Below are 13,948 nucleotides of genomic sequence, written 5' to 3'. Positions count from 1 at the left end.
ATTCCAAGCTCGGCTCCGGACTTTACGGGTCCCCTGTCCCGGGTCCCCGGTCCCGCAACGCTCACAACTCGACCCCCTTCTGCGCCTTGATCCCGGCCTTGAACGCATGCTTGACCACGCGCATGTCGGTGACCGTGTCGGCGGCCTCGATCAGCGCATCGGGCGCGCCGCGGCCGGTGATCACCACGTGCTGGCGCGGCGGGCGCGCGGCGACCGCGGCCAGCACGTCGTCGACCGCGACGTAGCGGTGCGCGAGGGCGATGTTGAGTTCGTCGAGCAGGACGAAGTCGTAGGCCTCGTCGCCGAGCATGCGCGCGGCCACCGCCCACGCCGCCTGCGCGGCGGCGATGTCGCGCTGCTTGTCCTGGGTTTCCCAGGTGAAGCCCTCGCCCATCACGTGGTAGTCGAGCTCTTCGAAGCGGCGGAAGAAGGCTTCCTCGCCGGTGGCGAAGCTGCCCTTGATGAACTGCACCACGCCGCACTTGAAGCCGTGGCCGAGCGAGCGCGCGAGCATGCCGAAGCCCGAGGAGCTCTTGCCCTTGCCGTTGCCGGTGTTGACCACCAGCACGCCGCGCTCGATGGTGGCGCGCGCGACCTTGCGGTCGATCAATTCTTTCTTGCGCTGCATGCGCTCGCGGTGCTTGTCCTCGCTGGCCGCGGCGAAGCCGGCGCGGTCGCCGTTGTCCTCGCTCATGCCGCCGCTCCGGCGCGCTGGCGCGATTCGATCAGCCGCGCCGCGGCGTAGACGGCGAAGCCGGCGCCGACGTAGCCGGCCAGGGTGCCGAGCGCGCGCGGGTAGTAGCGCGGGATGCGCTCCACGAACCCGGCCCAGCTCGCGTCCGGATAGCGGCCGGACAGGAAATAGAAGCCGCCCTTGGAGATCAGGTAGGCCACCACCGAGGTCGCCAGCAGGGTCAGCGCCAACATCGGCACCGTGGCCAGGCGGTCGCGGTGCATGCGCGCATAGATCCGCCCGCCCCACCACAACGCACCGTAGGCCAGCGCCAGCGCCCAGTACGCCGGCGACAGGCACCAGTCGGTGACCCGGCCCAGCGCCAGGCTGGCCAGGTCCAGCAACGACGACAACACGAAAAACGCAGGGAACAACCAGGCCGGGCGCAGCAGCGCGCCGGCGAGGAAGAACACCGCCCACGACGCGCTCGGCAGCGCATCGACGGTGGCGAAGTGCTGGCCGCGGGTGCACACCATCAGCGCGGCCAAGGCCAGCGCGGCGGCGATCTGGCCGTTGCGCGCGCGCAGCGGCAGCGCGGCCTGGCTCGGCGGAAGCAACAAGCTCATGACGCTCTCCTTCTCAGTGGCGCGGGCCGGATGCGGCGCCGCGCGGACGGGCGAAACGCGCGACCAGCGCATGCGCCAGCAACGCCGCGCCGACATAGGCCATCGTGGTGCCGACGAACAACGGGCCCCAGCGCCAGACCCGCTCGATGTACTGGGCGAAGTTCGGATCGGCGTAACGGCCGCCGAACCAGTAGAACGCGCCGTTGGAAATCAGGAACGAGGCGCTGGCGGCGACCAGCGCCACCGCCAGCGCGCCGGCCAGCGCGCGCGGCCGCGCCGCCATCGACGGCGCCCAGGCCCGGCCCAGGTACCACAGCACCGCATACGCCAGCAGCAGGAACGCGTACGACGGCGTCACGCAGTAGTGATCGAAGAAGCTCAGCCCGCGCCCGGTCACGGCGATGTAGTCGATCGCCACCGCCGCCACCAGCAGCCCGGCGAACAGCCGGTGGCGCTGCAGGTACAGGCCGCCGAGGAAGAACACCGCCATCGATGCGTCCGGCAGGTGCAGCGCGCTGCCGACCGCGTGGAAACGGGTCGCGGCCATCAGCGTCAGCAGCACGGCCAGGATCGCCAGTTGCGCGGGGCCCGCGAGCAGCGGCCGCAGTTCGTGCCGGCGCGGGGCCGGGCGGTTCGGCTGGGACTGGGTCGTGGAGATCATCGTCGTCTCTCGGTCGGGGCCGGCCGCGCGCGCGGCCGGCGCGGGCGGGTTCAGCGGTTGGGACGGTAGCGCAGGCTCAGCAGGTAGGTGCGTCCGGGCTGATTGTAGAAGGCCGCGGTTTCGTAGCGCTTGTCGAACAGGTTGTTGGCCGCCAGCTGCACGCTCCAGTCCGTGCCCAGCGCGTAGCCCAGGCGCAGGTCGGCCAGGGCGTAGCCGCCGAGTTCGCGCTTGTTGGCGAGGTCGTCGTAGCGCTGGCCGGCGGCGTAGACGCTGGCGCCGAGCGAGAACGCGTCGCCGCGGTCGAGTTCGAAGCGGCGGTCCAGGTCGATGCGCGCGCTCTGCCGCACGCGCCGCGGCAGGATGTTGTCGCGGTAGCCGCCGCGGCTGTCGTTGCGCGGGTCCAGCCAGGTCGCGCTGGCGCGCAGGTCCCAGCCGGCCACGCGCGTGTCCAGCGCCGCTTCCAGGCCGCGGATGCGGGCGCGGTCGACGTTGCCGGGCAGGCCGATGGAGGCGTCGTAGGCGATCAGATCGTCGATCCGGGTCTGGTAGGCGTTGAGCGACCACACCTGGCGGCCGCCCTCGCCGAAGGTGCCGCGCAGGCCCAGTTCGAAGCTGCGCGAGGTTTCCGGGCCCAGGTCCGGATTGCCGTACCCCGGGTAATACAGCTCGTTGAAGGTCGGCGCCTTGAACGCGGTGCCGTAGCTCGCGGTCAGCCGCAGCGCGTCGGCGAAGTTCCAGCCCCACAGCACGCTGCCGGTGGTTTCGCCGCCGAACTGGCTGTCGTCGTCGCGGCGCAGGCTGGCCTGCAGCGCGTGCGCGCCGAACTCGCGCTGGTACTGGCCGAACGCGCCGCGCAGCACGCGCGCGTCGCGCTTGTAGGCGGTGTTGCTTTCGACTTCGTCGCGCTGCCAGTCGAAGCCCAGGCTCAGCAGGCCGCCGCCGAGGCCGAGGTCGCCCTGCAGCGAGCCGAGCTGGCGGCGGGTGTCGAAGGTGCTGGAGTACTTGCCGTCCTTGTATTGCTCGCTGAGGTCCCAGCTGCGGCCGGCGTTGAGGCTCAACGCGAGGCGGTCGCTCGGGCGGTAGCGCAGCTTCGCGCCGGCGACCTGCTGGACGGTGTCGGCCTGGTTGTTCTGGCTGCCGTCGTATTCGTTGTAACCCTCGGCTCGAAACACCCGCGCCTCGCCGTCCCACTGCTCGTTGAAGCGGTAGCCGCCCTGCAGGGTCAGCGACGAATTGCGGTAGCCGTCGCGATCGGGCGAATAGGTGAAGCAGCCGGCGCCGCCCGGCGACGGCTTGCCGCGGCAGGCGTCGATGCCGTCGGTGTCCTCGTGCGCGGCGTTGATCGAATACCAGCCGCGCTCGCCCTTTCCGGCCACGCCGGCGGACGCGCGATGGGTCTTGTTGCTGCCGATGCCGACGCTGAAGCTCGGCGCGAACGGCCCCTGCGGGCGGCGGGTGAAGATCTGGATCACGCCGCCGATGGCTTCCGAGCCGTACAGGCTGGAGAACGGGCCGCGCACGATCTCCACGCGCTCGATCTGCTCGACCGGGATGTCCTGCAGCGAGGCGCCGCCGCTGGTGGCCGAACCGAGCTTGATCCCGTCGACCAGCACCAGCACGTGATCGGATTCGCTGCCGCGCAGGAACAGCGAGGTGCTTTTGCCCGGCCCGCCGTTGTTGGCCAGCGACGCGCCCGGCGTGCCGCGCAACAGGTCCGGCAGCGACGAAGGCTGCAGGCGCTCGATGTCGGCGCGGTCGATCACGGTGACCGCGGCCAGGGTCGCGTCCTGGGTCTGCGCGGTGCGGGTGGCGGTGACCACGACCTGGTCGAGATCGACCGCCGGCGCGGCAGGGGCGGTGGCGGCCGCGGCGGACAGGGCGATGGCCAGGGCCGGCGCGAGCGCGCGGCGCGGGGAACGGACGAAGCGGTGCTGCATGGCCTGCGGGTCTCCAGGGCCGCGCTCTCCCGCGCGGCCGACAAGGGTCGGGACCGGCGCGAAAACAGCGCGGAAGGACACGCACAGGCGCGCTCGCTCCGCCACCAGGCCCGCCGCCGGTCGGTTCGCGCTCCAGGCCGGTCTCCGGGCTTGCGAGTGGAACCTGTCGAGCGTCCTTGTCCGAGGTTCCGGCGCCGCGCCTTCCCATGCATGAAGCACAGTGGCCGTTGCGGTGCGTGGACTCGCCTACCGTTGCGGGGGCAGCTCCGGCTTGAGCGCGCGGACCGTTCTGGCGAACAGACCCGCGGCGCGACCGGATTCCCGTTTCAATCGCCGGACTGTGCCGGCGATCACCTTGAGCGCGCGCATCTTAACAGTCGCGACGCCCGGGCGAGCGAACGGCACCGCCAGCACGCGGCCCTGTTTCGGACCGGTCCTATTCAATCGTCGCCGCATCCGCGGCCATGCTGGCGGCGGGCCTGCGTGCGATCGGGCCCCGCGCCACACCCCCGATCCTTGTTCGTTTTCCGGCCGCCGGCTCGCCGCGCATATGCGACCGGCGGTTCTTTTTGCCCGCGATCCGCGGCGCAGCGCCGAAAACGAGGCGCCTACCACTTTTTGATTACTTGCGTTAGCCGGTTCCTGGCCGCTTCATTGACCGGGTTGTTATGACCGTGTTAAACCCGGATGACATCGCTGTCAGTCCCCCATGCAGGAGTCTTCATGCACGCCAGCCGCACGCTCGCCCGCCCCGGTCTCCGCGTCCGCCACCCGCTCGCCCTCGGCTTGGCCATCGCCTTGAGCCTGACCGCCGCCCCCGCCGTCCTGGCCCAGCAACCCGCCCAGGCCGACGCCAAGACCCTCGACCAGGTCATCGTCACCGGCACGCGCGTGTCCGACCGCACCGTCGCCGAGTCGACCGCGCCGATCGACATCATCACCCCCGAGACCCTGGAAGCCACCGGCACGGTCGAGCTGGCGACCGCGCTGTCGCGCGCCCTGCCCTCGCTGAACTTCCCGCGCCCGGCGATCACCGACGGCACCGACGCGGTGCGCCCGGCGCAGTTGCGCGGCCTCGCGCCCGATCAGGTGCTGGTGCTGGTCAACGGCAAGCGCCGCCACACCACCGCGCTGATCAACCTCAACGGCAGCCAGGGCCGCGGCTCTTCGCCGGTGGACCTCAACGCGATCCCGATCGCCTCGATCGAGCGAGTGGAAGTGCTGCGCGACGGCGCGTCCGCGCAGTACGGCTCCGACGCCATCGCCGGCGTGGTCAACGTGGTGCTGAAGGGTTCCGGCAGCGGCGGCTCGATCGCCGCGCGCTACGGCCAGTACAGCGCCGGCGACGGCGAGCAGTACCAGCTCTCCGGCGACCTCGGCCTGGAAGGCGAGCGCGGCTGGCTGCGCCTGGCCGCGCAAGGCGGCCACCAGGACAACACCAACCGCGCGCGGCCGTTCCAGGGCGTGGTCGAACAGCGCTACGGCGATCCGGAGATCGACCACGGCGCGTTCTCCTACAACGGCGAATTCAAGCCGGTGGACTACCTGTCGTTCTATTCCTTCGGCAGCTACAGCGAACGCGACGTGCTGTCGAACGGCTATTTCCGCTTCGCCGCCGATCCGCGCAACATCCCCTCGATCTATCCCAACGGTTTCCTGCCGCAGATCCACAACGTCAGCAAGGACCGCGCCGCGGTGTTCGGCGTGCGCAGCGAAACCGCCGGCGGCACCCAGATCGACCTGAGTTACAACTACGGCCACAACGGCCTGACCTTCGACATCGAGAACACGCTCAACCGCAGCCTGGGCCCGAGTTCGCCGACCAAGTTCTACGCCGGCGCGCTGGAAGTGACCCAGCACGTGTTGAACCTGGACTTCACCCGCCCGGTGGACTTCGGCTGGAAGTACCCGATCACCTTCGCCTGGGGCGCGGAATGGCGCGGCGAGGAATTCAGCCAGCGCGCCGGCGAGTTCCTGTCCTACGCCAACGGCGGCGTGCCCGCGTCCAACGGCCAGGTGCTGCCGGGCGCGCAGGTGTTCTCGGGCTTCCGCGCCAGCGACGCCGGCGAGTTCGACCGCCACAGCTATTCGTTCTATCTCGACGTGGAAGGCGACCTGACCGACAAGTTCTCCGCCGGCCTGGCCGCGCGCTACGAGAGCTACAGCGACTTCGGCGACACCACCTCGGGCAAGCTGTCGGCGCGCTACGCCTTCACCGACGCGGTCGCGCTGCGCGCCACCGTGTCCACCGGCTTCCGCGCGCCGTCGCTGCAGCAGCAGTACTTCCAGTCCATCGCCACCAACTTCATCAGCGGCGTGCCGTACGAGATCGGCACCTTCCGCGTCGACAACCCGGCCGCGGTGGCGTTGGGTTCGGAACCGCTGAAGGCAGAGGAATCGACCAACTACAGCCTGGGCCTGGTGCTGCAGCCGGCCGACGGCCTGTACATCACCCTCGACGCGTACCAGATCAAGGTCGACGACCGCATCCTGCTGTCGGAGAACCTGACCAGCACCGCGGTGCGCAACTACCTGCAGGCCAACGGCTATCCCGGCATCGGCGGCGGCCGCTATTTCACCAACGCGGTCGACACCAAGACCCAGGGCGTGGACCTGATCGCGACCTACGGCTGGGACGTCGGCAACGGCAAGCTCAGCACCACCGCCGGCTACAACTATTCCAAGACCGAGATCGAGAACATCGCGCCGAACCCGCCGCGGCTGGCGGCGATCGACCCGGCCGCGGTGCGCATCGGCCGCACCGAGATCGGCCGCATCACCAAGGGCGCGCCGCGCGACAAGTTCTTCCTCGCCGGCGACTGGAAGAGCGGCAACTGGAACCTCACCGCCACCGCCACCCGCTACGGCGAGTTCACCGAACTGCACGCGAGCGACCCGTTGCAGGACCAGACCTTCAGTGCCAAGTGGACCCTGGACCTGGCCGCGACCTACCGCCTGGACCGCTGGGACTTCACCGTCGGCGGCGACAACGTGCTCAACGAATACCCCGACGAGTCCAAGCTGGTGCGCGGCACCCGCAACTACCTGCCGTACAACACCGCCTCGCCGTTCGGGTTCAACGGCGCGTTCGCGTACTTGAAGGTGGGTTACAAGTGGTGAGGCGCTCGGCGCGCTGAAACCTGAGCGCATGAAGGCCCGGGCCCAGTCCCGGGCCTTCGCGCTTTTGCGGGAGGGCCTGCATGCTGCTTTTGTGGGAAGGGCTGCATGCTCTTGTGGGATGGCCTTCATGCTTTTGTGGGAGGACCTTCAGGCCCGATGCTTTCCGGTCAGGTCGCCGCGACCTGAGATAAAAGCATCGGGCCTGAAGGCCCTCCCACAGAGATTTCCCACAAGAGCCTTCCCACAAGACCTTCCGACAAAGCCGGCGACCACCCGTCGGCACGCGAGTCCCCACTGCCGGCACATCCTCGCGCCGCGCAGATCGGCTATACCGCATCGGTACCGTCCTGCCACCAGCACGCCACCCCGGAGCCCTTCGATGCGCCCGATCGCCCTGCTGTCGCTGTCCCTCGCCCTCGCCGCCGCGCTGAGCGCGCATGCCGCGCCCGCCACCCGCGACTACGCCGTGCTGATGCAAGGCCGCAGCGCCGGCGAACAGAAAGTGACCACCGCCGACGACGGCTCGGTCCGGGTCGAGTTCCACTACACCGACCGCGGCCGCGGCGACCGCAGCAGCACCGGCTGGCGCCTCAACGACGACGGCACCCTGCGCGAGTACAGCGGCCGCGGCAACGACTACCTGCTGACCCCGTTCGAGGAAAGCTACCGGGCCGAATCGGGCAGCGCGCGCTGGAAGAACCCGAGCGAAAGCGGCGAGCGCGCGCTGACCGCGCCGGCGTTCTTCCTGCCGCTGCAGGCCGCCCCGGAAGCCACCGGCGCGCTCGCCCGCGCCCTGCTCAAGGCGCCGCAGCGCACGCTCGAGCTGTTGCCGGCCGGCGAGGCGCGGATCGAACGCGTCGGCGAACACCCCATCGCCGGCCGCGACGGCACGGTCACGCTGCAGCTCTACAGCATCCTCGGGCTCGACTTCACCCCGCGCATGGTCTGGCTGCGCGAGGACGGCCGCACCGCCGCGACCATCGCCGCCTCGGGCTGGTTCGTCACCGTCGACCGCGAGTTCGAACCGGCGGTGGCGAAACTGACCGAGCTGCAGGAAGCCGCCGGCGCGCGCTGGGGCGCCGATTTCGCCCAGCGCCTCACCCATGCGCCCAAGGGCCCGCTGCTGATCCGCAACGCGCGCCTGTTCGATCCGCGCGACCTCAGCGTCGAGGCCGGCACCAGCGTGCTGATCGAGAACGAACGCATCGTCCGGGTCGGCCCCGACGCGCAGGTGCGCGCGCCGCGCGGCGCGGAAACGATCGACGCGCGCGGCCGCTTCCTGATGCCCGGCCTGTGGGACGTGCACAAGCACTACAGCAGCACCGAGGACGGCGCGCTCGACATCGCCGCCGGCGTCACCAGCGCGCGCGACATCGCCAACAACTTCGACACCTTCCTGCAACGCGTCGAACGCTTCGACGCCGGCAGCGAGATCGGCCCGCGCGTGCTCAAGGCCGGCTTCATCGACGGCCCCGGCCCCTACGCCGGCCCGACCAAGATGCTGGTGTCCACGCCCGAGGAAGCGGTCAAGGCGGTGGATTTCTACGCCGACCGCGGCTACATGCAGATCAAGAGCTATTCCTCGCTGAAGCCCGAACTGGTGCCGGTGATCGCCGACCGCGCCCACGCCCGCGGCCTGCGCTACAGCGGCCACGTGCCGGCGACGATGTCGGCGCGCCAGTTCATCGAGGGCGGCGCCGACGAACTGCAGCACATGATCTACGTCGAGCTGAACTTCATGTACCCCAAGGTCGAGGACACCCAGGGCATGAAGCGGCTGACCGCGGTCGCCGAACACGCCCACGAGTACCCGCCCGAAGCGCCGAAGGTGCGCGAGTTCATCGACTTCCTCAAGCGCCACCGCACCGTGCTCGACCCGACCATGGCGCTGGGCGAGGACCTGTTCGGCGGCGATCCCACCGACAAGACCCCGCCGGGCCTGCGCGGCGTCGCCGAACGTCTGCCGCCGCAGGCGCGGCGCAACCTCAGCTGGGGCGCGCTGAAGCCGCCGCACGGCAAGGAAGAGGCCTACCAGCAGGCGTTCCCGAGCATGCTCAAGCTGCTCAAGGCGCTGCACGACGCCGGCGTGACCATCCTGCCCGGCACCGACGCGATGGCCGGCTACATGCTGCACGCCGAACTGGAAGCGTATGCGCGCGCCGGCATCCCCAACGCCGAAGTGCTGCGCCTGGCGACGCTCACGCCGGCGCAGGTGCTGGGCGTGGACAAGGACCGCGGCGCGGTCGCGCCGGGCAAGTACGCCGACCTGGTCCTGATCGACGGCGACCCGCTCAAGGACATGCGCGACATCCGCAAGGTCGATGCGGTGTTCAAGGGCGGCAAGCGCTTCGATCCGGGCGAGATCGAGCAGGCGCTGGGGATCGTGCCGCGCAAGGCGGCGGCCGGCGCGCGCTGATGCCGAGTCCTGCGCCGGGACGGCGGCGGCGCGCGCCGTTGCTTTGCCGGTGGGGCGGCGCGGCGCGGTGGCGCGAAATCGCCCGGATCGGGCGGTAAAACAGGCACCGCCGCGACGGCCCGGCGGCGACGCCGCACTGGCCGGCGTTGCCGGGCCCATGTCCGTCGCGGCAGGCTTGCGCGCGATGTCCAATGAGACGCACCGCGCGATCCACGCGACCGGAAGGCTGCCATGAACCCCACGCCCCGAACTGCGGACCCCGCCGCGACGCGCCCTCGCGCATTCGCCCCGGCCGTCGCCGCCCTGCTCTTCGCGGCGTTCGCCCTGGCCGCCGTCGCCTGGGCGCTGGTCCTCGCCAGCGCACCGGTCACCGGCCCGCAGCCGATGCGCTGGCAGCGGGCCGACGGTTCGCCGCCTGCACCGGCCGATGCCGGCGGCTATCCTTTCCGCGGCTGCCGGCTGGCCGACGTCCAACTCGACATGGCGCTGTGGAACGGCGGCGCGATCGTTCCCTGCCACGACCCGGCGCTGGGCAGCGGCTGGGCCTTCCTCGATCCGCGGCGGCGAACGGCCACGCTGCGCTGGCCGCTGGCGGACGGCGGCGAAGCGCCGCTGACCCTGGGCCTGTCGCCCGGGCCCGGGCGGCGGCTGGCCTTGGTGTTCCAGCGGGCCGTCGAGGGCGACGCCTTCGTCGGCATCGCCGGCGCCGACGGCTGGGCGCGCGCACCGGAAAAACTCGGCCGCGTCCGTTACCTCGCCGCGGCCTGGGTCGGCGACCGGCTCGAACTCGCGCTGGTGCCGCTGACCGGGCAAGACCCTCACGGCCTGCGCGGGCCGGTCAAGGTGGTCGGATTCGACGATGCAGGCAGGCAGGAACGCATCGCGGTCCGGGCCTGCGGCGCGGACTGCCCGACTCCACCGATCGCCTACCGCGCCGGCGCGCGCTGGGTGTTCGAGTACGCCGGCCGCGCGCATGCCGAAGGCGGCGAACCGGTCGCGCCGGCCTTCCCCGGACGCACGCTCGAAGATCTCGACCTCGACCTGGTCGCGCAGGGCCGGCTGCGTTCGCCGATCGGCCTCTCGCTCGGCCGCGGCGACACGCCCGCGATCGGCGCCGACGGCAAGCCCACGCTGGCCGCGCCGGCGCCCTGGGACGGCATGCGGACGGTGCGCCAGGAACGCTTCGTCGTCGATGTCGCGCCGCAGCGGCGCGCGCAATGGGCCGAACCTTCGCTGCGCGCGATCACCGAGCGGGCCGGCGCGCGCACGCTCACCTGGTACACCGACGAGCGCGACCGCGTCCATGTCACCGATGCGCGGCGGCCCACGATCGAGGCGATGGCGGCCTTGCCGGCCGTGGCGCGATGGCCGCAGGGCCTGGCCAGCCGCATGTTCGCGTCCGACGACGCCGGCGGATGGTGGCTGGTCGACAGCAGCGGCGAATCCATCCATCTCGACCGCGACCTGCGCCGCACCGATCCCCTGCCGCTGCGCCAGCACCTGCGCGACGCGCGCGGCGAGATCGCGGTCTACGCGCTGGATTGGGCGTTGTTCGCGCTGCCCGCGCTGTCGATCCTCTGCGCGGGACTGTCGCTGTGCGCCGCGCCGCCCGTTGCTGCGCGCCCGGCCGCTGGCGATCGCCGCGCTGCTGTACCTGCCCGGCGCGGTCTGGGCGCTGCTGCAGGTCGCACCGCTGCTTTGATACTTCGGGCGCGATCGCGCCGATGCCAAAAAAACGGCCCGCATCGCGGGCCGTTTTCGTTTGCCTCACAACCGGAGTGCCTCAGCCCTTGGCGAACACCAGATGCCCGCCCGCGGCATCGACCTGGATCGTGTCCCCGCCGACGAACTCGCCGCTGAGGATCTTCTGCGCGAGCGGATTCTCGATCTGCTGCTGGACCGCGCGCTTCAGCGGCCGCGCGCCGTAGACCGGGTCGAAACCGACGTTGCCGATCAACGTCAGCGCCGCCTCGCTCAACGACAGCTTCAAGCCGCGCTCGGCCAGGCGCTTCTCCAGACCGTGCAGCTGGATCTTGGCGATCTCGCGGATCTGGCTCTTTTCCAGCGGATGGAACACCACGATGTCGTCGAGGCGGTTGATGAACTCCGGACGGAAGTGGGTCTGGACCACACCCATCACCGCCGCCTTCATCTGGGTGTAGGCCTCCGGCGTGTTGTCGTTGCTGAGCTCCTGGATCATCTGCGAGCCCAGGTTCGAGGTCATCACGATCACCGTGTTGCGGAAATCCACGGTGCGGCCCTGGCCGTCGGTCAGGCGACCGTCGTCGAGCACCTGCAGCAGGATGTTGAACACGTCCGGATGCGCCTTCTCGACTTCGTCGAGCAGGATCACGCTGTACGGACGGCGCCGCACCGCTTCGGTGAGGTAGCCGCCCTCTTCATAGCCGACATAGCCCGGAGGCGCGCCGACCAGACGGCTGACCGCGTGCTTCTCCATGAACTCGCTCATGTCGATGCGGATCATCGCGTCGGACGAGTCGAACAGGAATTCGGCCAGCGCCTTGCACAGCTCGGTCTTGCCCACGCCGGTCGGGCCGAGGAACAGGAACGAACCGCTGGGGCGATTAGGATCGGACAGGCCGGCGCGCGAACGCCGCACCGCGTCGGACACCACCCGCACCGCCTCGTCCTGGCCGACCACGCGCGCGTGCAGGGCCTGCTCCATCTTCAGCAGCTTGTCGCGCTCGCCTTCGAGCATCTTCGCCACCGGGATGCCGGTCCAGCGCGCCACGACCTCGGCGATCTCCTCGGCGGTGACCTTGTCCTGCAGCAGCTTGAAGCCCTGGGTCTCGGCTTCCTGCGCGGCCTTGAGCTGCTTCTCCAGCTCCGGCAGCTTGCCGTACTGGATCTCGCTCATGCGGCCGAAGTCCTGGGTGCGCTGCGCGGCTTCCAGGTCGAGCTTGGCCTGCTCGATCTGCTCCTTGATCCTGGTCGCGCCCTGCAAGGTCGCCTTCTCGGCCTTCCACACCTCTTCCAGGTCGTTGAAGTCGCGTTCGAGCGTGGCGATCTCGGCTTCCAGGTCGGCCAGACGCTGCTTGGACTCGGCGTCCTTCTCCTTCTTCAACGCCTCGCGCTGGATCTTGAGCTGGATCAGCCGGCGCTCCTTGCGGTCGAGTTCCTCAGGCTTCGAATCGATCTCCATGCGGATGCGCGAGGCCGCCTCGTCCATCAGGTCGATGGCCTTGTCGGGCAGCTGACGGTCGGCGATGTAGCGGTGCGACAAGGTCGCCGCCGCGACGATGGCCGGATCGGTGATCTCCACGCCGTGGTGCACCGCGTAGCGCTCCTTGAGCCCGCGCAGGATCGCGATGGTGTCCTCGACCGTCGGCTCGCCGACGAACACTTTCTGGAAGCGGCGCTCCAACGCGGCGTCCTTCTCCACGTATTTGCGGTATTCGTCGAGCGTGGTCGCGCCGATGCAGTGCAGCTCGCCGCGCGCCAGCGCGGGCTTCAGCATGTTGCCCGCGTCCATCGCGCCCTCGGCCTTGCCGGCGCCGACCATGGTGTGCAGTTCGTCGATGAACAGGATCACCTGGCCTTCGTTCTTGGACAGGTCGTTGAGCACGGCCTTGAGCCGCTCCTCGAACTCGCCGCGGAACTTGGCGCCGGCGATCAGCGCGCCCATGTCGAGCGAGAGCACGCGCTTGCCGCGCAGGCCCTCGGGCACCTCGTTGTTGACGATGCGCTGGGCCAGGCCTTCGACGATCGCGGTCTTGCCGACGCCGGGCTCGCCGATCAGCACCGGGTTGTTCTTGGTCCGGCGCTGCAGCACCTGGATGGTGCGGCGGATCTCCTCGTCGCGGCCGACCACCGGATCGAGCTTGCCGTTCTCGGCGCGCGCGGTCAGGTCGATGCAGTATTTTTCCAGCGCCTGGCGCTGGTCTTCGGCGTTTTCCGATTGCACGCTCTCGCCTCCGCGCAGTTTGTCGATGGCCGGCTCGAGCTTGGCCTTGGTCGCGCCCGCGGCCTTGAGCGCGCGGCCGGCGTCGCCGCCGTCGTCGAGCGCGGCGAGCAGGAACAGTTCGCTGGCGATGAACGCGTCGTTGCGCTGCTGCGCCAGTTTGTCGGTGACGTTGAGCAGCCGCGCCAGATCGTTGCCGAGCGACACGTTGCCGGCCTGGCCGCTGACCTTGGGCAGCTTTTCCAGCGCCTCGCCGAGGCGCTCGCGCAGCAGCGGCACGTTGACGCCGGACTGGGCCAGCAACGGCCGGGTGCTGCCGCCGCTCTGGTCGAGCAAGGCGGTCAGCAGGTGCGCCGGTTCGATCACGCTGTGGTCGCGCCCGACCGCCAGCGACTGCGCGTCCTGCAAAGCCTGCTGGAAGCGCGAGGTCAGCTTGTCCATCCGCATGGAGGGTTCTCCGAAAGGTAGGTGGCGGCTGCCGCGCGAGTCTGCCGAACGGGCCGCGAATGAGCTGTTAATGCGGACTTTGGCGGGTGTTTCAAGCCGGGACCGGGGACCGGGGACCAGGGACCCGGGACCGGCATCAGCAACTG

General features: G+C 70.3%; 9 protein-coding genes and 1 riboswitch. Of the genes, 4 read left to right on the top strand and 5 right to left on the bottom strand.

The annotated features are described in order from the left end of the window. Positions 1-61 precede the first annotated feature (61 nt). Genes cobO through btuB form a run of 4 tightly spaced genes read right to left on the bottom strand, consistent with a single transcriptional unit; the run spans position 62 to position 3,897 of the window. Entirely contained in the window at positions 62-694 is a 633-nt protein-coding gene (cobO, locus tag RDV84_RS12525) for a cob(I)yrinic acid a,c-diamide adenosyltransferase (protein ID WP_250449305.1), read from the bottom strand. Further along, positions 691-1,290, bottom strand: coding sequence for a hypothetical protein (locus tag RDV84_RS12520; protein ID WP_425606399.1), 600 nt, complete (start codon positions 1,288-1,290; stop codon positions 691-693). Before RDV84_RS12520 ends, cobO begins: the two co-directional genes overlap by 4 nt. A 22-nt stretch (positions 1,291-1,312) precedes the next feature. Further along, positions 1,313-1,960, bottom strand: a complete 648-nt coding sequence (locus RDV84_RS12515; RefSeq protein ID WP_250449304.1) for a hypothetical protein — start codon at positions 1,958-1,960, stop codon at positions 1,313-1,315. A 50-nt stretch (positions 1,961-2,010) separates the two neighbouring features. Further along, positions 2,011-3,897 carry a TonB-dependent vitamin B12 receptor gene (gene btuB, locus RDV84_RS12510; RefSeq protein WP_309153575.1) on the bottom strand — a complete coding sequence of 629 codons (1,887 nt, stop codon included), beginning with the start codon at positions 3,895-3,897 and terminating at the stop codon, positions 2,011-2,013. A 118-nt stretch (positions 3,898-4,015) separates the two neighbouring features. After that, a riboswitch (cobalamin riboswitch) is annotated at positions 4,016-4,270 on the bottom strand. A gap of 350 nt (positions 4,271-4,620) precedes the next feature. Between btuB and RDV84_RS12505 the strand changes: the two genes are divergently transcribed. The 4 genes from RDV84_RS12505 (at position 4,621) to RDV84_RS12495 (ending at position 11,293) form a co-directional block, all read left to right on the top strand. Then, positions 4,621-7,017, top strand: a complete 2,397-nt coding sequence (locus RDV84_RS12505) for a TonB-dependent receptor plug domain-containing protein (protein WP_309153574.1) — start codon at positions 4,621-4,623, stop codon at positions 7,015-7,017. A 105-nt stretch (positions 7,018-7,122) separates the two neighbouring features. Beyond that, a complete protein-coding gene (locus RDV84_RS26355; protein ID WP_425606400.1) occupies positions 7,123-7,203 on the top strand; it encodes a DUF6053 domain-containing protein in 81 nt (26 codons plus the stop codon). A 193-nt stretch (positions 7,204-7,396) separates the two neighbouring features. Next, positions 7,397-9,433 carry an amidohydrolase family protein gene (locus RDV84_RS12500; protein ID WP_309153573.1) on the top strand — a complete coding sequence of 679 codons (2,037 nt, stop codon included), beginning with the start codon at positions 7,397-7,399 and terminating at the stop codon, positions 9,431-9,433. Positions 9,434-9,664: 231 nt separating this feature from the next. Beyond that, positions 9,665-11,293 carry a hypothetical protein gene (locus RDV84_RS12495; protein WP_309153572.1) on the top strand — a complete coding sequence of 543 codons (1,629 nt, stop codon included), beginning with the start codon at positions 9,665-9,667 and terminating at the stop codon, positions 11,291-11,293. On the opposite strand, the gene clpB is transcribed toward RDV84_RS12495, so the two are convergent. Further along, on the bottom strand, positions 11,217-13,802 hold the full coding sequence (gene clpB / locus RDV84_RS12490) for an ATP-dependent chaperone ClpB (protein ID WP_309153571.1): 2,586 nt from the start codon (positions 13,800-13,802) through the stop codon (positions 11,217-11,219). The two genes, RDV84_RS12495 and clpB, sit on opposite strands and share 77 nt — an antisense overlap. Between the last annotated feature and the right edge of the window lie 146 nt (positions 13,803-13,948).

Origin of the sequence: Lysobacter yananisis (genome assembly GCF_031199375.1) — a bacterium.
GTDB lineage: Bacteria > Pseudomonadota > Gammaproteobacteria > Xanthomonadales > Xanthomonadaceae > Lysobacter > Lysobacter yananisis.
The sequence above is the reverse complement of the archived record's forward strand: the minus strand, read 5'-3'. Positions and strand labels throughout refer to the sequence as shown.

Bases quoted from the DNA above. Each gene is read 5' to 3' on its own strand.
- btuB (WP_309153575.1), bottom strand. From the start codon at position 3,897: ATGCAGCACCGCTTCGTCCGTTCCCCGCGCCGCGCGCTCGCGCCGGCC.
- cobO (WP_250449305.1), bottom strand. From the start codon at position 694: ATGAGCGAGGACAACGGCGACCGCGCCGGCTTCGCCGCGGCCAGCGAG.
- RDV84_RS26355 (WP_425606400.1), top strand. From the start codon at position 7,123: ATGCTCTTGTGGGATGGCCTTCATGCTTTTGTGGGAGGACCTTCAGGC.
- RDV84_RS12505 (WP_309153574.1), top strand. From the start codon at position 4,621: ATGCACGCCAGCCGCACGCTCGCCCGCCCCGGTCTCCGCGTCCGCCAC.
- RDV84_RS12495 (WP_309153572.1), top strand. From the start codon at position 9,665: ATGAACCCCACGCCCCGAACTGCGGACCCCGCCGCGACGCGCCCTCGC.
- RDV84_RS12515 (WP_250449304.1), bottom strand. From the start codon at position 1,960: ATGATCTCCACGACCCAGTCCCAGCCGAACCGCCCGGCCCCGCGCCGG.
- clpB (WP_309153571.1), bottom strand. From the start codon at position 13,802: ATGCGGATGGACAAGCTGACCTCGCGCTTCCAGCAGGCTTTGCAGGAC.
- RDV84_RS12500 (WP_309153573.1), top strand. From the start codon at position 7,397: ATGCGCCCGATCGCCCTGCTGTCGCTGTCCCTCGCCCTCGCCGCCGCG.